Origin of the sequence: Pseudarthrobacter quantipunctorum (assembly GCF_045291495.1) — a bacterium.
Lineage (GTDB): Bacteria > Actinomycetota > Actinomycetes > Actinomycetales > Micrococcaceae > Arthrobacter > Arthrobacter quantipunctorum.
This window is the reverse complement of sequence record NZ_CP148033.1, coordinates 2476239-2495676: the sequence shown is the minus strand read 5'-3', so window position 1 is coordinate 2495676 and position 19438 is coordinate 2476239. Positions and strand designations below refer to the sequence as shown.

General features: G+C 66.1%; 17 protein-coding genes and 1 tRNA gene. 15 read left to right on the top strand and 3 right to left on the bottom strand.

Annotated elements, in window-relative coordinates; translation table 11 throughout:
• Positions 1 to 229: 229 nt before the first annotated feature.
• The 9 genes from WHH00_RS11320 (at position 230) to WHH00_RS11280 (ending at position 8283) form a co-directional block, all read left to right on the top strand.
• Complete coding sequence (locus WHH00_RS11320) at positions 230 to 1129, top strand: ParA family protein (RefSeq protein WP_102977304.1); 900 nt, start codon at positions 230 to 232, stop codon at positions 1127 to 1129.
• 7 nt (positions 1130 to 1136) lie between these two features.
• On the top strand, positions 1137 to 1949 hold the full coding sequence (locus WHH00_RS11315; RefSeq protein WP_406632823.1) for a segregation and condensation protein A: 813 nt from the start codon (positions 1137 to 1139) through the stop codon (positions 1947 to 1949).
• Positions 1946 to 2608, top strand: coding sequence for an SMC-Scp complex subunit ScpB (locus WHH00_RS11310; protein ID WP_406632821.1), 663 nt, complete (start codon positions 1946 to 1948; stop codon positions 2606 to 2608). Before WHH00_RS11315 ends, WHH00_RS11310 begins: the two co-directional genes overlap by 4 nt.
• Positions 2609 to 2718: 110 nt before the next feature.
• Complete coding sequence (locus WHH00_RS11305; protein ID WP_406632820.1) at positions 2719 to 3933, top strand: pseudouridine synthase; 1215 nt, start codon at positions 2719 to 2721, stop codon at positions 3931 to 3933.
• A gap of 3 nt (positions 3934 to 3936) precedes the next feature.
• The gene (locus WHH00_RS11300; RefSeq protein ID WP_406632818.1) at positions 3937 to 5046 is read left to right on the top strand and encodes a prephenate dehydrogenase; all 1110 of its coding nucleotides are present in this window, start codon (positions 3937 to 3939) and stop codon (positions 5044 to 5046) included.
• On the top strand, positions 5046 to 5759 hold the full coding sequence (gene cmk, locus WHH00_RS11295; protein WP_406632816.1) for a (d)CMP kinase: 714 nt from the start codon (positions 5046 to 5048) through the stop codon (positions 5757 to 5759). Before WHH00_RS11300 ends, cmk begins: the two co-directional genes overlap by 1 nt.
• A 46-nt stretch (positions 5760 to 5805) precedes the next feature.
• Positions 5806 to 6486: a lysophospholipid acyltransferase family protein gene (locus WHH00_RS11290; RefSeq protein ID WP_406638576.1), complete on the top strand. Its 681-nt coding sequence runs from the start codon at positions 5806 to 5808 to the stop codon at positions 6484 to 6486.
• A gap of 10 nt (positions 6487 to 6496) precedes the next feature.
• A complete protein-coding gene (gene der / locus WHH00_RS11285; protein ID WP_066275036.1) occupies positions 6497 to 8047 on the top strand; it encodes a ribosome biogenesis GTPase Der in 1551 nt (516 codons plus the stop codon).
• A 159-nt stretch (positions 8048 to 8206) separates the two neighbouring features.
• A tRNA-Pro gene (locus WHH00_RS11280) sits at positions 8207 to 8283 on the top strand.
• Between the two features lie 430 nt (positions 8284 to 8713).
• On the opposite strand, the gene WHH00_RS11275 is transcribed toward WHH00_RS11280, so the two are convergent.
• Together WHH00_RS11275 and WHH00_RS11270 are read right to left on the bottom strand one after the other, a co-directional pair.
• The gene (locus tag WHH00_RS11275; RefSeq protein ID WP_406632813.1) at positions 8714 to 10360 is read right to left on the bottom strand and encodes a polysaccharide deacetylase family protein; all 1647 of its coding nucleotides are present in this window, start codon (positions 10358 to 10360) and stop codon (positions 8714 to 8716) included.
• Between the two features lie 355 nt (positions 10361 to 10715).
• The gene (locus tag WHH00_RS11270) at positions 10716 to 11585 is read right to left on the bottom strand and encodes an Fpg/Nei family DNA glycosylase (protein WP_406632811.1); all 870 of its coding nucleotides are present in this window, start codon (positions 11583 to 11585) and stop codon (positions 10716 to 10718) included.
• A gap of 165 nt (positions 11586 to 11750) precedes the next feature.
• On the opposite strand from WHH00_RS11270, the gene gcvH reads away from it, so the two are divergent.
• The 5 genes from gcvH (at position 11751) to WHH00_RS11245 (ending at position 14839) form a co-directional block, all read left to right on the top strand.
• Entirely contained in the window at positions 11751 to 12137 is a 387-nt protein-coding gene (gcvH, locus tag WHH00_RS11265) for a glycine cleavage system protein GcvH (RefSeq protein WP_231456513.1), read from the top strand.
• A gap of 156 nt (positions 12138 to 12293) precedes the next feature.
• Positions 12294 to 12770 carry an FHA domain-containing protein gene (locus WHH00_RS11260; protein ID WP_231456514.1) on the top strand — a complete coding sequence of 159 codons (477 nt, stop codon included), beginning with the start codon at positions 12294 to 12296 and terminating at the stop codon, positions 12768 to 12770.
• A 23-nt stretch (positions 12771 to 12793) separates the two neighbouring features.
• Positions 12794 to 13510, top strand: coding sequence for a MerR family transcriptional regulator (locus WHH00_RS11255; protein ID WP_050055550.1), 717 nt, complete (start codon positions 12794 to 12796; stop codon positions 13508 to 13510).
• Positions 13510 to 14013 (top strand): bifunctional nuclease family protein, encoded by a 504-nt coding sequence (locus tag WHH00_RS11250; protein WP_009358600.1) that lies wholly within the window; start codon positions 13510 to 13512, stop codon positions 14011 to 14013. Before WHH00_RS11255 ends, WHH00_RS11250 begins: the two co-directional genes overlap by 1 nt.
• A 232-nt stretch (positions 14014 to 14245) precedes the next feature.
• Complete coding sequence (locus tag WHH00_RS11245; protein WP_009358601.1) at positions 14246 to 14839, top strand: MerR family transcriptional regulator; 594 nt, start codon at positions 14246 to 14248, stop codon at positions 14837 to 14839.
• A gap of 78 nt (positions 14840 to 14917) precedes the next feature.
• Here the strand turns inward: WHH00_RS11245 and WHH00_RS11240 are convergent, their stop codons facing one another.
• Positions 14918 to 15736 (bottom strand): ParA family protein, encoded by an 819-nt coding sequence (locus tag WHH00_RS11240; protein ID WP_406632807.1) that lies wholly within the window; start codon positions 15734 to 15736, stop codon positions 14918 to 14920.
• Positions 15737 to 16037: 301 nt separating this feature from the next.
• Between WHH00_RS11240 and WHH00_RS11235 the strand changes: the two genes are divergently transcribed.
• Positions 16038 to 19436, top strand: a complete 3399-nt coding sequence (locus tag WHH00_RS11235) for a pyruvate carboxylase (RefSeq protein WP_406632805.1) — start codon at positions 16038 to 16040, stop codon at positions 19434 to 19436.
• Positions 19437 to 19438: the final 2 nt, after the last annotated feature.

Genomic DNA, 19438 nt, shown 5'->3' with positions numbered 1-19438 from the left:
CGCGGCACCCAGTACCAGCACAGCAGCCCCCGCAGCCATGGCCGCGGGGGCTGCTTTGTGCCATGAATAAACCAACCTTCGACCTCAGCTAGAGGGTCAAGGCTCAACATGGGCGGAAAGTCAAGTTCCGCCGAATACCGTGTCGGTCGCTGTAACCTTGGGAAGAAGAAGGAACGGCGCTGGCATCCAGCGGCAGGAAATCACCGTCATCGAAAGTGTGGATAGATACGTGAGCAGCGAACAGGGTTCGGCAACTCTGGAGGGCACGGAATTTGACCTGGACAACGCGGTGATGGGCCCCACGGGCCGCCCATACCGGGAGTTCCCGGAACCTGCACCGCTGTCCTCCCACGGTCCGGCGCGTGTGATCGCCATGGTCAACCAAAAAGGCGGCGTCGGCAAGACCACCTCCACCATCAACCTCGCGGCAGCGCTGGCGGAATACGGCCGCCGGGTGCTCCTGGTCGATTTCGATCCCCAGGGTGCGTTGTCGGCAGGCCTCGGCGTGAACCCCCACGAGCTTGACCTTACGGTCTACAACGTGCTGATGGACCGCAAGGTCAACATCCGTGACGCCATCCACCAGACCGGAGTGGAGAACGTCGACCTGCTGCCGGCCAACATCGACCTCTCCGCGGCCGAAGTTCAGCTGGTCAATGAAGTGGCACGGGAACAGGTCCTGGACCGTGCCCTGAAGAAGGTCGAGGACGATTACGACGTCGTCCTCATCGACTGCCAGCCCTCCCTGGGCCTGCTGACCGTGAACGCGCTGACCGCGGCTCACGGCGTCATCATCCCGCTGATCTGCGAGTTCTTCGCCCTTCGCGCAGTGGCCCTGCTGGTGGAGACCATCGACAAGGTGCAGGACCGGCTCAACCCGCGCCTGCAGGTGGACGGGGTGCTCGCCACGATGTACGACGCCCGCACCCTGCACAGCCGTGAAGTCATCACCCGGCTGGTGGAAGCTTTCGGGGACAAGGTCTTCGAAACCGTCATCAAGCGTTCCATCAAGTTTGCCGACGCCACGGTGGCCGCTGAACCGATCACCAGCTACGCCGGCAACCACGTGGGTGCGGACGCCTACCGGCGCCTGGCCAAAGAGCTGATCTCGCGCGGCGGCGCGCCCTAGCCAGGACGTGGCCGAATCCAAGCCCGGCTTCGAGGTGCGGCTGGCCAACTTCACGGGTCCCTTCGACCTCCTGCTGGGACTGATCGCCAAGCACCAGCTGGACATCACCGAGGTGGCCCTGGCCACGGTGACGGACGAGTTCATCAAGTACATCCGGAACCTGCAGGAATGTGGCGGGGAATGGGCGCTGGATGAAGCCAGCGAGTTCCTGGTGATCGCCGCGACGCTCCTGGACATCAAAGCTGCCAGGCTCCTTCCGGCCGGTGAAGTGGAAGACGACGAGGACATGGCACTGCTCGAGGCCAGGGACCTGCTCTTCGCCCGGCTCCTGCAGTACAAGGCCTTCAAGCATGTGGCCGGCCTCCTGGGCGAGAGCCTGCACCAGGAAGCCATGCGCTATCCCCGGCAGGTTGCCCTTGAGGAGCATTTCGCGGCCATGCTCCCGGAACTGGTGTGGAAGCACACCCCTGAACAGTTCGCCGCGTTGGCGGAAGCGGCGCTGCGGCCCAAGGCCCCCAAACCCACCGAAGTTGGGCTCACCCATCTCCACGGCGGCAATGTCAGCGTCAAGGAGCAGGCAGAAATAGTCGGGCTGCGGCTCCAGCGGGAATCACCACTGACGTTCCGGGCCATCATCGCCGACGCCGAATCCACGCTTGTGGTGGTTGCGAGGTTCCTGGCGCTGCTGGAACTGTTCCGGGACAAGGCGGTGTCATTCGACCAGTTGTCGCCGCTGGCGGACCTGGCCGTCCACTGGACCGCCGGCAGCCGGCAGTGGTCGGCAGAGAACCTAAGCGAAGAATTCGAGGAGCAGCTGTGACCAAAGAAGCCACGGAAGACGTGCGACTGGGGGAGGAAGACCTCGAGAACCTCCCGGGCGGGGCCAAGGCTGCCATTGAAGCTGTGCTGATGGTCATCGACCAGCCGGCCACAGAGGAGGAACTGGCCGCAGGCCTTGGCCTGACCGTTGAAACGGTCGGCGCCCTGCTGGCCGAACTGCAGCGCGAGTATAGCGGCTATACTGTTAAAGCCCCGGATATGGATCAAGCCAGCGCCGCTGGTTTCGGCTCCAGCCCCCGGGGCTTTGAATTGCGGAACATCGCCGGTGGCTGGCGGATCTACTCGCGCGTGGACTTCGCCGACATTGTTGGCAAATATGTGCTCGAAGGCCAGACTGCCAGGCTTACCCAGGCAGCCCTGGAAACGCTCGCGGTCATCGCGTACCGGCAGCCGGTCTCCAGGGCAAGGGTTTCGGCAATTCGGGGCGTCAATGTTGACTCTGTGGTGCGGACACTCGCCCAGCGCGGGCTGATCGAGGATTCGGGAACGGATCCGGAATCCGGGGCCATGCTCTACCGGACCACGTCGTATTTCCTGGAACGGATGGGAATCGGCTCCGTGACGGAGCTGCCGCAGCTGTCTCCACATCTTCCGGGCCTTGACGGCATCGCGGAGTACTACGACGCCGAAGGGATCTAGGCAGCTTCGCGCTGCCTGCGCAACAGTATTTATCAGGGCAGATTATTTCTGCACGGCTGGTTAGGGTTGTCTCTGGACACCTTTCCGGCCAAACAATTGAAGGACGGGTCATGACACAGGCGGGACGCCAGGGTTCACCACGTAACAGTTCGGGACGTAACGGTTCGGAACGAAAGACAACACAGCGCAACACCTCCCAGGGTGGCAAGTCAGCGGGCGGTTTCCGCGGCGCTGCCCCGAAGCGGAGCGGCGGGTTCGGCAGCGACCGCCCGCAGCGCGCACCCAAGCCGCGCGAGGAACGCTTCATCGATCCGGATCTGGCATCGGACGGCCCCCAGCAGGGCCGCAGTGCCGCAGATCCGAAGGCCGCCAGGCCTTCCTCGCGGAAGCCTGCAGCGCGCAAGCCCGGAGCCAAGAAGGCCCCGGGCACTCCGGGCGCCCTTAAGCCCAAGCCGCGCACCGGCGCACCTGGCGCCGCAGCCTCCCGCGCGTTCGGAAGCGAACGCTTCGGGCAGAACCTGGGACCAGTCCGCAGGCCCTCGCGCAAGAAGGGCCCGCGCGGCGACGTTCCCCAGTCGGAACTCCACGACGCCGACGGCGTGCGCCTGCAGAAGGTCATGGCCTCGGCCGGCGTCGCCTCGCGCCGCGTCTGCGAGGAGATGATTGCCGAGGGCCGCGTGGAAGTGGACGGACAGGTAGTCACCGAGCTCGGCGTCCGGGTCGACCCCAAAACCGCCGTCATCCACGTGGACGGCCTGCGGATCCAGCTGGATGAAAACCTCGTCTACATGGTCTTCAACAAGCCGAAGGGCGTCGTCTCCACCATGGAGGACCCCGAGGGCCGGCCGTGCATCAGCGATTTCCTCAAGAGCAACAAGAACACCGGCGAACGGATGTTCCACGTTGGGCGCCTGGACGTCGCCACCGAGGGGCTGCTCCTGCTGACGAACGACGGCGAACTGGCCAACCGCCTGACGCATCCTTCCTACGAGGTGCCCAAGACGTACCTGGTGCAGGTCCGCGGACCGTTCCCGCAGGGGATCGGTGCCCAGCTCAAGGAAGGCGTGGAACTGGAGGACGGTTTCGCGTCCGTGGACTCCTTCCGCCTCGTTGACTCCACCCCGGGCCACGTCCTGATCGAGGTTGTGCTCCACTCGGGCAAGAACCGCATTGTCCGGCGCCTGTTCGACGCCGTCGGCTTCCCGGTCCTGCGCCTGGTCCGCGTCAAGGTGGGTCCCATCGGCCTGGGTGACCAGCGCCAGGGCAGCATCCGCAACCTCGGCAAGCAGGAAGTCGGGCATCTGCTGGCATCCGTAGGGCTCTGAGGCATGTCCGCCTTCCACAGCCAGGGCCGCGGGCACCTGGATGGTCCGGTGGTGGTCCTCGGGACCGGCCTGCTCGGCGCCAGCATTGGCCTGGGCCTGCGCGGACGGGGCGTGCCGGTGTTTCTTTCCGACCCCTCGCCCACCAACCAGGCGGTCGCCGTGGACATCGGTGCGGGCCGGCCGCTGCCGGAACTGGGCAGCGCTGTCCCGCAGCTGGTGGTGGTTGCCGCCCCGCCGGACGTTACGGCCGACGTCGTGGAAAAGGCCCTTTCGGATTTCCCCGGCTCCGTTGTAGTGGACATTGCCAGCGTCAAGGCGGGCATCCTGGACAGCCTGCGGCGCCGCGGCGTCGACCTCTCCCGGTACGTGGGCACACACCCCATGGCCGGCCGGGAAAAGTCTGGCCCAGTGGCTGCCCGCGGTGAGCTGTTCACCTCGATGCCGTGGGTGGTGTGCCCGTCAGGGGAAACCTCTGGCGCCGCCCTCCAGACGGCCCGGTCCCTGGCTTCGGACCTGGGCGCGGTGGTCTCCCAGTTCACGGCCGACGAGCACGACGAAGCTGTTGCCCTGGTGTCCCACCTGCCCCAGGTCATGTCCTCGCTGCTGGCCAGCCGGCTCCAGGGTACGCCGCTGCATGCCCTGTCCCTGGCCGGTAACGGGCTGCGGGACGTCACCCGGATAGCTGCGAGCGATCCGGCGCTGTGGGTCCAGATTCTCGGCGGCAATGCGGCGAAAGTCGTGGAAATCCTTTACGGCGTCAGGGATGACCTCAACCGCCTGATCGGAACACTTGAGCATCCCACGGCGCCCGGCGCCCGGCTGGACCTCGCGCAGCTGATGAGCGAAGGCAACGCCGGACAGGCACGTATTCCGGGCAAGCACGGCGGACCGCCGCAGGCATACTCCTGGTTGACCGTCCTGGTGGACGACAAACCCGGACAGATCGCCCGGCTCCTCACGGAAATAGGCGAGATCGGCGTCAACCTCGAGGACCTCCGCCTTGACCACTCTTCGGGCCAGAACGTGGGTATGGTGGAAATATCCGTGTTGCCGAACAAGCATGACCACCTGATCGAAGCACTCAACGACCGCGGATGGCGGGTACTCCAGTAATGACACAGGAACTTCTCGATACCATGCCCGCGCTGCGCATCGGCCGGCCGCTGGTGGTGGCCATTGACGGCCCGTCCGGCTCCGGCAAGTCCAGCGTCAGCAAGGAAGTGGCCCGCAGGCTTCGGCTCGCCTACCTGGACACCGGCGCAATGTACCGTGCCCTCACCTGGTACTGCGTCAGCAAGGGCATCGACCTCGAAGACGCCGCCGCAGTGGAGCAGGCCGCCCGGGACCTGGTCCTGGAACTGAGCACCAGCCCCCTGGAGGAGTACGTGCGGGTGGACGGCGTCGACGTTACCGACGCCATCCGCGAGCCCGCCATATCGTCTTCGGTCAGCGCCGTGGCCACCACCCTGGGGGCAAGGACCGAGCTGATCCGCCGGCAGCGGGAACTGATCGAAAAGCACCACCGCCGCATGGTGGTGGAAGGCAGGGACATCACTACCGTCGTCGCGCCCGGAGCGGAAGTCCGGATGTTGCTCACGGCCAGTGAGGAAGCGCGGCTGCGCCGGCGGGGAATCCAGCTGGGCGGCACCCAGAACGCCGAGGAGCTGGCAGCGCAGGTGACCCACCGCGATGCCAAGGACTCCTCCGTGGTGAACTTCACCACGGCCGCCTCCGGGGTGGTGACCCTGGACTCGTCGGACCTCGACTTCGACCAGACCGTCGCCGCCGCCCTGGTGATCGTCACAAAGGTCCTCAACCGTGACTGAACGCGCCGCCACCACCTCCCGGCCGGGTGTTCCCTCCGGCCTGACCATGGCGTGGAGCAGGCCGGTGGGCTGGATCCTCGACCATGTGGTCTACCGGACCACCGTCACGGGCAAGGACAATGTGCCCACCGGCGGCCCCGCGATCTTCGCGGGCAACCACATCAGCTTCCTGGACGGTCCGGTCATGTTCGGTGCCGCACCTCGCCCTATGCACATCCTGGTCAAACAGGAGATGTTCAAGGGCTTCCTCGGCCAGGTACTGACAGCTTCCGGCCAGTTGCCGGTGGACAGGCGCGGAGACCGTACCGCGCTGCAGCGGTGCAAGGAAGTGCTCGACGCCGGCCGGTGCGTCGGCATCCTCCCTGAAGGAACCAGGGGGAGCGGGGCAGCGGCGGACATTAACGGCGGCGTCGCCTGGCTGGCCCTGAACTCCGGGGCCCCGGTGGTCCCCGTGGCCATCCTGGGCACCCGCATAGGAGACGAGCACCTGGATTCCGTGCCCCGGCCCGGCAGGCGGTTCCACGTCAGCTTCGGAAATGCCCTCACCCTTGCCCGCCGGGCAGGGGAAAGCGGGCGTGCTTCAATGGACAGGGCGGCGCTGGAAATCCGCGCCGCGCTGTCAGGGCACGTCCAGGACTCCATTCAACTCAGCGGGCAGCCACTGCCTTTCGCAGATGCCCGCCAAGACTTAACAGCAGTAGCCGGGACGCCGGCAGATGACCACTAAGGACAGTGCAATGAGCGATACGACTCAAACTCCCGGCCACTTCGGCGCCGGCGAAGACGAATACACGCCCACGGGCACGGACCAGGTGGCCGAACGGCTGGCTGCCATTGACGACGACGAGGCCGAGCTCCGCGCTGCGTCCCTCCGGGCGGGACTGGAGGACTATGACCTCGACGAGGAAGACGCCGCCCTCCTCAGCGGCGAATACGGCGACGAGGACTTCGACGGCCCCGTCAAGCTCGATCCCGTCCTGGCCATCATCGGCCGGCCGAACGTGGGCAAGTCCACGCTGGTGAACAGAATCCTTGGGCGCCGGGAAGCCGTCGTCGAGGACACCCCCGGCGTCACCCGCGACCGCGTTATGTATTCCGCCAACTGGAACGGGCGCAACTTCACCCTGGTGGACACCGGCGGCTGGGAGCACGACGCCCGCGGCATCCACGCCCGCGTAGCCGAGCAGGCCGAGATGGCCGTTGAACTCGCGGACGCAGTGCTCTTCGTGGTGGACTCCGCGGTGGGGGCAACCGCCACCGATGAAGGCGTCATGAAGATGCTGCGGCGCAGCAAGAAGCCGGTCATCATGGTGGCCAACAAGGTGGACGACTTTGCCCAGGAGGCGGACTCGGCCACCCTGTGGGGCCTTGGCTTCGGCGAGCCCTACCCGGTCTCCGCGCTGCACGGCCGCGGCGTGGCGGACCTGCTGGACCACGTGATGGACGTGCTCCCGGAATTCTCCACTATCGAGGGCCTGGAACGCTCCGGCGGTCCCCGCCGCATTGCCCTGATCGGCCGCCCCAACGTGGGCAAGTCCTCCCTGCTGAATAAACTGGCCGGGACTGAACGCGTGGTGGTGGACAACACTGCCGGCACCACCCGGGATCCGGTGGACGAGTTCATCGAACTCGGCGGCCGCACCTGGCGCTTCGTGGACACGGCAGGCATCCGACGCCGCCAGCACATGGCGCAGGGTGCGGACTACTACGCCTCCCTCCGTACGCAGGCCGCGCTCGAAAAGGCGGAGGTCGCCGTCGTGCTCCTCGCCGTTGACGAGGTCCTCAGCGAGCAGGACGTCCGGATCCTGCAGCTTGCCATTGAGTCAGGCCGGGCCCTGGTGCTGGCATTCAATAAGTGGGACCTGCTCGACGACGAACGCCGGCGCTACCTCGAGCGGGAAATTGAGCAGGACCTGGCCCACGTGGACTGGGCGCCCCGCGTGAACATCTCGGCCAAGACCGGGTGGCACAAGGACCGCCTGGTGCCGGCACTGGACCTGGCACTGGAGAACTGGGACAAGCGCATTGCCACGGGCCGCCTCAACGCGTTCCTGGGCGAGCTCGTTGCCGCGCATCCGCACCCCGTCCGCGGCGGAAAGCAGCCGCGCATCCTCTTCGGCACCCAGGCGTCGAGCCGGCCGCCGAAGTTCGTGCTGTTCACCACCGGATTCCTGGACCCCGGATACCGGCGCTTCATCACCCGCCGGCTGCGGGAAACGTTCGGCTTCGAAGGCACGCCCATCGAGGTCAGCATGCGCGTGCGCGAAAAGCGCGGCAAGAAGCGTTAATCCCGGTGTTGCCTTCGACACGCTGGGGCAGGAAACCCGGAAAGTGTCACAGGCACCCTCCGGGATCGTGTAAGCTCTTCTAGGTGGTTCGGCCGGACTGCTGGTGGAATTCCTCGAATGATTCGGGGAATGAAACACAGCGGAGAACGGCGGTACCAGCGGGCTGTAGCGCAGCTTGGTAGCGCACTTGACTGGGGGTCAAGGGGTCGCAGGTTCAAATCCTGTCAGCCCGACCAACAAGCCGCGGAAACTCTAGGGTTTCCGCGGCTTTTGCGTTTGCGGGATTTGAACCAGCCAGCGAAACCCCATCAAAACAGGCTGTGACCGGCCGGCGCTTCAGGGTGGCCGTGCCAGTCCTTTGGAGCAGAACAACCAGCGAAGGACCCCGTTCGAGTGATCAGGGGTCATTGACCGGGGGGATTTGGCCCGAGCCTGCTCATGGACGCCTTGATGCTCCCCAGGAGGAGCCCGCCTCGGTCAACACCGCCGCCGAAGCGCGCCGGTGGCCGCCGGGCGACAAGGACGTGGTCCCGGATTTGCTGCCCTACGTCCTTCCCGTTCTGCTCCCGTCGGCGTCCTCAGGCGCCTGTGGAAGGCGTAAAGCGAGGAAGACTTGGTTTCTCCTTGATCACTTGATGCCTCTCGGTGCCCAGCACAGCGTCCCAGCTAGCCGAGGGCGGCGTCGAGGGTGACGAAGCCGTAGCCTGCCGCCCGGAGCTGGGAGATCACCTGTGGGAGGGCCGCTGCGTCGAGCGTTGAGCCGTCGTCGGGGTTGGAGCCGAGGTGCATCAGGACGATCTCCCCGGGCTGCACGAAAGCCATGACGCGCTGGACAATAAAGCTCGGGCCGCGCGTTCCGTTCATGGTGCCTTGCCAGCCCAGGGTGTCAACGGTCCACCGGATCGCCGCGTAACCTGCTGCGTTGACGTCTCCAATCGTGCGGGAATCGCGAGCGCCGAACGGGAAGCGGAAGAACGGGCGCGGGTCTCCTCCAGCGGCCTCGATGGTCTTCTGCGCGCTGCTGATCTGGGCCGCGATCTGGGCGTCGGTCAGGATTGTGAAATCTGGGTGGGTCATGGAGTGATTGCCGATCCGATGCCCCGCGTTGTAGATCAGCGCCAGGTCGGAGGGGAACTGGTTGACCCAGTCTCCGGTGAGGAAGAAAGTGCCCGGGACGCCGTTGGCTCCGAGGGTGGTGAGGATCGATCGGAGGGCGGCGTCGTTGGCGCCGGCGTCGAACGTGAGCGCGACAACCTTCTGCGTGGTCTGAATGCGCTCGAGGTCCACGCCCAGGAGCGCCGACGGGACGCCTGTGTAGATGACGTCGGTCCTGCCGCTGGCCGCGTGCCACAGTATGGAACCGTGCTGGAAGTCGCTGCGGCGCCCGCCCGTGATGCCGTACTCGCCGCTGGTCGGGTAGCCGAGCCGGCTGCGCTCCCAACCGAGGGCCACCCACCGGGCTCGGATGGCTCCGTACACCTCGTGGGCTCCCGTGGCGGGCGACCAGTAGATCGACGAACTGGCGTTCATTCCGCTGAAGTGGTTGTACCGGCCGACCCCGTCGGGGGTGCCGGTCTCGTCCGTGAGCGGGAAGCCCAGCAAGCCGGCCGGTCCGCCGAACGCGAGATAGCGTCCGCGGATGGCCCCGTGCACCTCGTGCGCTCCGGTGCCGGGGCTCCAGTAGACCGACCCTCCGGCGAAGTCGTTGTACTGACCAGCGGTGCCCGAAGTGGTGGTCTCGTCTGTGAGCGGGAAGCCCAGCAAGCCGGCCGGTCCGCCGAATGCGAGATAGCGTCCGCGGATGGCCCCGTGCACCTCGTGCGCTCCGGTGCCGGGGCTCCAGTAGACCGACCCTCCGGCGAAGTCGTTGTACTGACCAGCGGCGCCCGGAGTAGTGGTCTCGTCTGTGAGCGGGAAGCCCAGCAAGCCGGCCGGTCCGCCGAATGCGAGATAGCGTCCGCGGATGGCCCCGTGCACCTCGTGCGCTCCGGTGCCGGGGCTCCAGTAGACCGACCCTCCGGCGAAGTCGTTGTACTGACCAGCGGCGCCCGGAGTGGTGGTCTCGTCTGTGAGCGGGAAGCCCAGCAAGCCGGCCGGTCCGCCGAATGCGAGATAGCGTCCGCGGATCGCCCCGTGCACCTCGCGCGCTCCGGTGCCGGGGCTCCAGTAGATCGTGCCGGCGGTGTAGTCCTGGGCGCGACCCCCAGCGATGTCGTACGTGCTGCCGACTGGCGGGCCGAGGAACGATGCGCTGCCGCCGAGTTGCTCATAGTGCTGGACGATCGCGTCGTTGCCCGCCTGCTCGACCGCCATCAACGCCGGAAAGCTCCGCTGCGCAGCCACTGCTGATGTACCGGCCGCGGGCGGCCCCGGGCCGTGCCCCCGAGGCCACCGCCGAGGGCGAGGGCCAAGGCCATTCCGAGGATGGCAGTTCGAGACCGCCGCATTGTGACCCCTTCGTGCTGATCGAGACATGCGAGCCTTGGTCAAGACGCTACGCCCCAGGGGCGTGCCCAGGTAGGACCAGAAGTCCCGAATCGCAACCCTATTACCTGCGACGCCGTCCGCGGTGCTGCCGCAGTCACTACGTTTGGGTGTCCTACATCCTCGAGCCCGGAAAGTTCGTGGATCGGCGTCCATGGCACGTTGCGGGCGGGTGCCGGCCTCCCTATTTGAGGAACTTCGAGGTCCTGCGGTCTGCCAGGATCTTGCCCTTCGTCTGGCAGGTGGGGCAGTACTGAAGGGCTGTGTCCGCAAAGGAAACCTCCCGGACGGTGTCCCCGCACACCGGGCACAGCTGCCCGGTCCGGGCATGGACGCGCATGTGGCTCCGTTTCACGTCCTTGAGATCCTTCGGCGGCTTGCCGCTTGCTTCCGCCAGTGCAGTGCCCAGGACGTCATGGATGGCGTCGTACAGGACCTGGACCGTTTCCCGGTCCAGGGATTTGGCCGTGGCGAACGGCGAGATCCGGGCAGCATGCAGGATCTCATCGCTGTAGGCGTTGCCGATGCCGGCGATCACGCCCTGGTTCCGCAGGAGCCCCTTGATCTGCTGGGAGCTGGAGCCGAGGATCTCAGCCAGCATGTCGGCGTCGAACGCTGGAGTGAACGGGTCCGGGCCCAGCGTTGCGATGCCCGGCACTTCCTGCGGATCCCGCACCACATAAACCGCCAGGCTCTTCTTGGTGCCGGCTTCGGTCAGATCAAACCCGCGCGGGCCGTCAGCACCGTTGAAGGTAAGGCGCGCGGCGATGTGCCCCTTGCCCATCCGCAACTGGGCATCGGTGGGGGAATCTGTGAAGCGCACCCAGCCCGCCCTGGCGAGATGGAAGACGAAGGAAACTCCGCCCGTATCTATGCTTATGAACTTCCCGAAGCGCCGGACGCCGGTCACAGTCCTGCCTTCGAGCGAACTGAAGGGGGGATCGGCTGTCTTGAGGACGGCAAAGGATACGATCTGCACTTTGGAGACAACGGTTCCCTGCAGATGGTCGGCCAGGAAGCCGGCCAGGCCGGAAACTTCGGGGAGCTCAGGCATCCGTCAACCGCCGTCCCTGGCGTCGCGGCTGCCCGTGCATGCGCTCATGCGTCCCATCTTGTCAGAAACCCCGGCAAACGCCCCGCCGGATGTGCCTATACTTTCAACGCGGCCCGTTTCCCGGGCCGCGTTGACAGTGGTGTTCGACCCGATGAAAGGCCCCTGATGAGCAACATTCCCGAAGATCTGTCCTACACCGCCGAACACGAGTGGGTCACCGCCCCCAATGCCGACGGCGTTGTCCGGGTAGGCATCACCGACTTCGCCCAGGACGCCCTCGGGGATGTTGTGTACGCCCAGATGCCGGAAGTCGGCACCAAGATCACGGCAAACGACGTTGTCGGCGAGGTGGAGTCCACCAAGAGCGTCAGCGACATCTACGCCCCCGTCAGCGGCGAAGTCGTGGCCCGGAACGAGTCCCTTGACACCGATTCCGCGCTCATCAACACCGATCCCTATGGGGACGGCTGGCTGATTGAGATCAAGCTTGCCGAAGCCGACGCCGTCGACTCATTGCTCAGTGCATCGGAGTACGAACAGCAGGTAGGCTAAAGCTAACCGGTTTTTCCGGTCCGGCCCCGGGCGAAGCCAGAATGTCTTCGCACGTCAGCGGCCGGATCGGCAGCCGGTTCCGGACCTGCGCTGCAGGCCCGGTGGGCAGATGTTGGTTGCGCGCCTGATGGCCGCAGCGGAAAAGAGGAGGAGTCCATGGCTGGCCACACACAGAACCCTGCCGACGGGGAATACGGCTCGGGTGCGGCCAGGGAGTCGGAGACCACCTCCATCCATCTCACCCCGGTGAGGGATCAGCCCACGATTACCCCCAAGCTCTCGTCCGAAGAGCGCAGTTCCGTGGAGGCACTGCCGGCTGGCTCGGCGCTCCTGGTTGCCCACAGCGGCCCCAACGCCGGGGCCCGGTTCCTGCTCGATTCCGATGTCACCACGGCGGGCCGGCACCCGGACGCCGACATCTTCCTGGACGATGTCACGGTTTCCCGCCGCCACGTCGAGTTCCGCCGCACCGCCCGGAGCTTCGAAGTCGTGGACAAGAACAGCCTGAACGGGACCTACGTCAACCACGACCGCGTGGACAGCGTGGAGCTCAAGTCCGGCAGCGAAGTCCAGATCGGCAAGTTCCGCCTCACCTTCTACCTGAGCCCTGCCACCGCTGCAGGCCGCGGCTGAGCCGGGGACCACTGCCTGTGGCAATGGCACAACCGGAACGCCGGGGACCCCAGGTCCTCAACATTGGGGAAGTCCTCGCACAGCTCAGCGGGGACTTTCCCGGCATGACTGCGTCCAAAATCAGGTTCCTTGAGGAAAAAGGGCTGATCAATCCGCGCCGGACGCCTGCCGGGTACCGCCAGTACTCCGACGGCGACGTCGAGCGGCTGCGCTTCGTGCTGGCCCTGCAGCGGGACCAGTACCTTCCGCTGAAGGTCATCAAGGACTACCTCGACGCGATCGACAGGGGCGAACGCCCGGAGAACCTGCCGCCCGGCGTCGTCGTTTCCCCCCGCATCGTCTCCGACGAGCTGGCTGCCGAACTGCAGAGCCGGGGGCGCAAGCTCACCGAGGAACAGCTCCGCACTGAATCCGGTGCCAGCGTGCCGCTGCTGCAGGCCCTCCTGAGCTTCGGCCTGATCAGCCACACCAACGGGCAGTTCGATGAGCATGCCCTCCAGGTGGCCCGTGCCTGCGTCCAGCTGGAAAGCCACGGGCTTGAACCCCGGCACCTGCGCCCCTTCCAGGCGGCTGCCGAGCGGGAGTTCGGCCTGGTGGAACGCGCGGTGGCGCCGCTGGCATCCCGCAAGGATGCAGCGTCCCAGGCGCGCGCCGCGGAAGCCGCCCGCGAAATCAGCGACCTCTGCCTCACCCTGCACCGGGCTCTGGTGCAGGACCATATCTCACGCATGGACATCTGATGATTGAAGTCGAGATTGTAGGCGTTCGCATCGAACTGCCTTCCAACCAGCCGCTGGTCCTGCTTCGGGAGATGCATGGTGAGAGGCACGTTCCCATCTGGATCGGTACCCCCGAAGCCAGCGCCATCGCCCTGGCGCAGCAGGGCGTGGTGCCGCCCCGTCCCATGACCCACGACCTCCTGGTCGACGTGGTGGAAGCGCTGGGGCACTCGGTAGTCAGCGTCAATATCGTGGCGGTGGAAGACAATATCTTTTACGGCCAGCTGCAGTTCGAGAACGGCACCACGGTGAGTTCGCGGGCCTCGGATGCACTTGCAGTGGCACTGCGCGCGAAGTGCCGGATCTGGTGCGCGGACTCAGTCATGGATGAGGCCGGGGTCCGCATCACCGAGCACGACGAGGGCGAGGACACCGAACCGGGTCCCACGGTTGACGAAGAGCGCGAACTGCGCCGCTTCCGTGAGTTCCTGGATGACGTGGAACCCGAGGATTTCGACGGCTAAGGTCACGTTAAGGTTAAAGTTGAGGGTGAATCTTTCGACACGCCTCATCAAACCCCTCAGGGTCTTTGACCTTGCAGGCCGCCGGGCCTAACGTCGAAGTATCAAGTTCCCATTGCTTACGGCAGCCTCGCAAGTCACACTGGAAAGTGCGCCCCGCGAAAATTACATGCATGGTCTTCATGCACCCGCTGCTGCAGTAGTTACCCGGGAGCGCATGACAAGGAGGATCCAGGTGAGTCCCAAAGGCGAAGCAGGCGGGCTGAAGCAGCCCACGGCTGGTGTTGCTGTGCCCGCGAGCGGTGCCCAGGGCCTCCTGTTTACCGAGGACCTTCCCGTATTGGACGAGGACGCCGGCTACCGGGGCCCCACGGCATGCAAGGCTGCCGGGATCACCTACCGCCAGCTCGATTACTGGGCCCGTACCGGCCTGGTTGAGCCCGCGGTCCGCGGCGCCGCCGGATCCGGATCCCAGCGCCTCTACGGCTTCCGCGACATCCTTGTGCTCAAGGTGGTCAAGCGGCTCCTGGACACGGGAGTGTCGCTGCAGCAGATCCGCACCGCCGTGGAGCACCTGCGGGAACGTGGTGTCGAGGACCTTGCCCAGATCACGCTCATGAGCGATGGCGCGAGCGTCTATGAGTGCACCTCCGCCGACGAAGTCATCGATCTTGTCCAGGGCGGACAGGGCGTCTTTGGTATCGCCGTGGGCCGTGTCTGGCGTGAGGTGGAGGGAAGCCTCGCATCGCTTCCCAGCGAGCACGCCGCTGAACAGTCCTTTCCGGACGACGAACTGAGCAAGCGCCGGGCTGCCCGCAAGATCAGCTGAGGCTTTTAACGGATAAGGGCCGCCCTCCACATGGAGGGCGGCCCTTATCCGTTAACGCGGGTTTTGGGGCTGTGTGGCTTACCTGGCGCGGCTGCGCAGGCCGCTTCCCGCTGCCATCAGGTTGGCCAGCAGGTCATCGAAGAGTGCCGCGGCGGATTTTGCGGACTCTCCGGGCCAGTGGTGTACGGGGTGGGCTGCGCCCTGGATCTGCTGCCAGTTGGCCTGCTCGGGGATACGGGGGCTCAGGAGGAGGTCGCCGAACATGGACTCCATTTCCGCGAGCCGGTAGGTGTGTTCGGAGGATCCTGACCGCACGCGGTTTGCCACGATGCCTGCAGGCGAGAGGTTGGGGGCGAATTCCTGCCGGAAAAGCTGGATGGCCCGCATGGTCCGCTCGGTGCCGGCCACCGAGAACAGTCCGGGCTCGGCAACCAGCGCCACCTTGTCACTGGCAGACCACGCCATCCGGGTCAGCCCGTTGAGGGACGGCGGGCAGTCCACCAGGACCAGCTGGTAGTCGCCGCCGGTGGCCAGCACCGCCGCGAGCCGGCGGAGGTCGCGGCGGCGGAGGTCCGGGCGGTCGTAGATGCCCGTGTAGGCGGATCCGACGGCGACGTCCAGGACTGCAGGGCCGGAACCGTTGGATCCTGCGCGCGCCGTCCAACTGCTGCGCACCACGTTGTTGGCCAGATTGGCCCGCCGGGGGCTTTTGAGCATCCGGCCGATGTCCAGCTGGTCGCCGGGCTGAACGCCCAGGGCGGTGGTGGCATCTGCATGGGGATCAAGGTCCACCACCAGCGTGCTGATGCCTGCGGCCAGCGCCGCAGACGCCAATCCTGTGGTGACGGAAGTCTTGCCGACTCCACCCTTGAGGCTGCTGATGCTGACTACTTGCACTTGAGAGACCAAAACCTAACGCCGGATGCCGTGTTGGGGGTAATGTTTGCTCCGGCAGTGCCGAAGCCGGACGGTCCTGCCGCCCTACTCATCATATGTGGATGCGTCGGCGAATCCTGCTTTATTGGGCGTCGGCATGGCACCGACTGTGCTGCGGGGGCGGTTTCTGCCCGCGTTGGCAAAAGGGTTCGGGACATGACGGCGAAATCTGTGACGGTGGCCACAAAGATTTGTGTTTGTCCTTGTAGGTCCTAGACACTGTGACCACTCACCGATCCACCCGCAATGATGCAGGAGAAGTATGTTTTCCAAAGTTCTGGTGGCCAACCGCGGCGAAATCGCGATCAGGGCCTTCCGCGCCGGCTACGAGCTGGGCGCCAAGACCGTTGCCGTATTCCCCCATGAGGACAGGAACTCGATCCACCGCCAGAAAGCGGACGAGGCCTACCTGATTGGCGAAGAGGGCCACCCCGTCCGGGCGTACCTGGATGTGGATGAAGTGGTGCGGGTAGCCAAGGAATCCGGCGCGGACGCCATCTACCCGGGCTACGGCTTCCTTTCCGAGAACCCGGACCTTGCCCGCGCAGCCAAGGCTGCAGGCATCACCTTTGTGGGGCCGCCCGCAGAGGTCCTGGAACTGGCAGGCAACAAGGTTGCCGCCCTGAAGGCTGCACGTGACGCCGGCGTGCCGGTCCTGAAATCCAGCGCGCCGTCCAAGGACCTGGATGAACTTATCGCCGCTGCCGACGAAATCGGCTTCCCCATCTTCGCCAAGGCCGTCGCCGGCGGCGGTGGCCGCGGCATGCGCCGGGTGGATACCCGCGAAGCCCTGCCGGAAGCCCTGCAGTCCGCCATGCGCGAAGCCGATGCCGCGTTCGGGGACCCCACCATGTTCCTGGAGCAGGCAGTCCTCCGCCCGCGCCACATCGAGGTGCAGATCCTGGCCGACGCCGAGGGCAACGTTATGCACCTCTTTGAACGCGACTGCTCCATCCAGCGCCGCCACCAGAAGGTCATCGAAATCGCGCCCGCCCCCAACCTGGATGAAGGCATCCGCCAGGCGCTGTACCGGGACGCCGTCAAGTTCGCCAAGGCGCTGAACTACGTCAACGCCGGCACCGTTGAGTTCCTCGTTGATACTGTCGGTGAGCGCGCCGGCCAGCACGTCTTTATCGAAATGAACCCCCGCATCCAGGTGGAGCACACCGTCACGGAGGAAGTCACCGACGTCGACCTGGTCCAGGCGCAGATGCGCATCGCTTCCGGCGAGACGCTGGCGGACCTGGGCCTCTCGCAGGATACGGTGCACCTCAAGGGCGCTGCGCTGCAGAGCCGAATCACCACGGAGGACCCCGCGAACGGCTTCCGTCCCGACGTTGGAAAAATCACCGGTTACCGGTCCGCCGGCGGTGCAGGAGTACGGCTCGACGGCGGCACGGTGTACTCGGGTGCCGAAATCAGCCCGCATTTCGATTCCATGCTGGTGAAGCTGACCTGCCGCGGCAGGGACTACCCGTCCGCCGTCGCCCGGGCCCGCCGTGCGCTGGCAGAGTTCCGCATCCGCGGCGTCTCGACCAACATCTCGTTCCTGCAGGCAGTACTTGATGACCCCGATTTCATTGCGGGCGACGTCGCCACCTCCTTCATTGACGAGCGTCCGCAGCTGCTCAAGGCCCGCGTCTCAGCCGACCGCGGCACCAAGCTCCTCACCTGGCTGGCTGAAGTCACCGTCAACAAGCCCAACGGCGAACTGACTGTCCATTCCAACCCGGCCAGCAAGCTGCCGTCCGTCAAGGACAAGCAGGCGGCCCCCGGCTCACGCCAGAAGCTGCTTGAGCTGGGCCCCGAGGGCTTTGCCAAGGCGCTTCGGGAACAGAACGCCGTCGCGGTCACGGACACCACCTTCCGCGATGCACACCAGTCGCTGCTGGCCACCCGGGTCCGCACCAGGGACCTGGTGGCTGCCGGCCCCGCGGTCACTGCGCTCCTGCCGGAACTGCTGTCCGTCGAGGCCTGGGGTGGTGCCACCTATGACGTGGCCCTCAGGTTCCTGGGCGAAGACCCCTGGGACCGGCTCGCCGCCCTTCGCCAGGCGCTCCCGAACGTGTGCCTGCAGATGCTCCTGCGCGGCCGCAACACCGTGGGCTACACGCCCTACCCGGAGGAAGTCACCGAGGCGTTCGTCAATGAGGCAGCGGCCACCGGCATCGACATCTTCCGGATTTTCGACGCCCTGAACGACGTCAGCCAGATGGCACCCGCCATCCGGGCGGTCCGGGCAACCGGCACCGCCGTGGCCGAGGTGGCACTGTGCTACACGGCGGACATGCTGGACCCGGAAGAAACGCTCTACACGCTGGACTACTACCTGGAGCTGGCGCAAAGGATCGTGGACGCCGGAGCCCACATCCTGGCGATCAAGGACATGGCGGGCCTGCTCCGTCCCGCCGCTGCCGCGAAGCTCGTTGCGGCCCTCCGGGATCGCTTCGACCTGCCGGTGCACCTGCACACCCACGACACCGCGGGCGGCCAGCTGGCCACGCTCCTGGCTGCCGTGGACGCCGGCGTTGACGCCGTGGACGTGGCCTCCGCATCGCTGGCCGGAACCACCAGCCAGCCGTCGGCCTCGGCCCTGGTTGCGGCACTGGCCCACACCCCGCGCGACACCGGGCTGAGCCTGGCCGCCGTGAGCTCCCTCGAACCGTACTGGGAAGCGGTCCGCCGGGTCTACGCGCCCTTCGAATCCGGCCTGCCGGGCCCCACCGGCCGGGTGTACCAGCACGAAATTCCGGGCGGACAGCTGTCCAACCTCCGCCAGCAGGCCATGGCGCTGGGCCTGGGCGAACGGTTTGAGGCGATCGAGGACATGTACACCGCCGCCGACCGCATCCTTGGCCGCCTGGTCAAGGTCACGCCGTCGTCGAAGGTTGTTGGCGACCTTGCCCTGCACCTGGTGGGCCTGAACGCGGACCCCGCAGACTTCAACGAGAACCCGCAGAACTACGACATCCCTGATTCGGTCATCGGGTTCCTGTCCGGCGAGCTTGGCGACCCTCCGGGCGGGTGGCCGGAACCGTTCCGCACCAAGGCCCTGCAGGGCCGCAGCGTGAAGGTCCGGGACGTTGAACTGAGTGCCGAAGACAGTGCTGCCCTGAAATCCGATTCCAAGACCCGGCAGCACACGCTCAACCGGCTGCTCTTCGACGGTCCCACCAAGGACTACCTCAAGAGCGTGGAGACCTACGGCAACCTGTCCGTCCTGGACACGCGCGACTACCTCTACGGCCTGCAGCGCGGCGCGGAACATGAGATCCAGCTGGAAAAGGGCGTGCGCCTGATCGCTTCCCTGGAAGCGGTGTCGGAGCCGGATGAGAAGGGCATGCGCACCGTCATGTGTACGCTCAACGGCCAGTCCCGGCCCGTTGTTGTCCGCGACCGGTCCGTGGTGAGCAACGTCAAGGCTGCCGAGAAGGCGGACCCGGCCCAGCCCGGCCACGTTGCGGCGCCCTTCGCCGGTGCCGTCACCCTGACGGTCAAGCAGGGCGACGACGTCAAGGCAGGCGACACCGTGGCCACCATCGAGGCGATGAAGATGGAGGCGTCCATTACGACGCCGGTGGCCGGCAAGGTTTCCCGGCTCGCCATCTCCGCCGTGGAACAGGTGGAAGGCGGAGACCTTCTCCTGGTGGTGGAGCAGTAGCC

What these genes read in the sequence shown, in the direction of transcription:
- WHH00_RS11305 (WP_406632820.1), top strand. Translation starts at nt 2,719, where the DNA reads ATGACACAGGCGGGACGCCAGGGTTCACCACGTAACAGTTCGGGACGT.
- WHH00_RS11300 (WP_406632818.1), top strand. Translation starts at nt 3,937, where the DNA reads ATGTCCGCCTTCCACAGCCAGGGCCGCGGGCACCTGGATGGTCCGGTG.
- cmk (WP_406632816.1), top strand. Translation starts at nt 5,046, where the DNA reads ATGACACAGGAACTTCTCGATACCATGCCCGCGCTGCGCATCGGCCGG.
- WHH00_RS11290 (WP_406638576.1), top strand. Translation starts at nt 5,806, where the DNA reads ATGGCGTGGAGCAGGCCGGTGGGCTGGATCCTCGACCATGTGGTCTAC.
- der (WP_066275036.1), top strand. Translation starts at nt 6,497, where the DNA reads ATGAGCGATACGACTCAAACTCCCGGCCACTTCGGCGCCGGCGAAGAC.
- WHH00_RS11275 (WP_406632813.1), bottom strand. Translation starts at nt 10,360, where the DNA reads ATGGCGGTCGAGCAGGCGGGCAACGACGCGATCGTCCAGCACTATGAG.
- WHH00_RS11270 (WP_406632811.1), bottom strand. Translation starts at nt 11,585, where the DNA reads ATGCCTGAGCTCCCCGAAGTTTCCGGCCTGGCCGGCTTCCTGGCCGAC.
- gcvH (WP_231456513.1), top strand. Translation starts at nt 11,751, where the DNA reads ATGAGCAACATTCCCGAAGATCTGTCCTACACCGCCGAACACGAGTGG.
- WHH00_RS11260 (WP_231456514.1), top strand. Translation starts at nt 12,294, where the DNA reads ATGGCTGGCCACACACAGAACCCTGCCGACGGGGAATACGGCTCGGGT.
- WHH00_RS11255 (WP_050055550.1), top strand. Translation starts at nt 12,794, where the DNA reads ATGGCACAACCGGAACGCCGGGGACCCCAGGTCCTCAACATTGGGGAA.
- WHH00_RS11250 (WP_009358600.1), top strand. Translation starts at nt 13,510, where the DNA reads ATGATTGAAGTCGAGATTGTAGGCGTTCGCATCGAACTGCCTTCCAAC.
- WHH00_RS11235 (WP_406632805.1), top strand. Translation starts at nt 16,038, where the DNA reads ATGTTTTCCAAAGTTCTGGTGGCCAACCGCGGCGAAATCGCGATCAGG.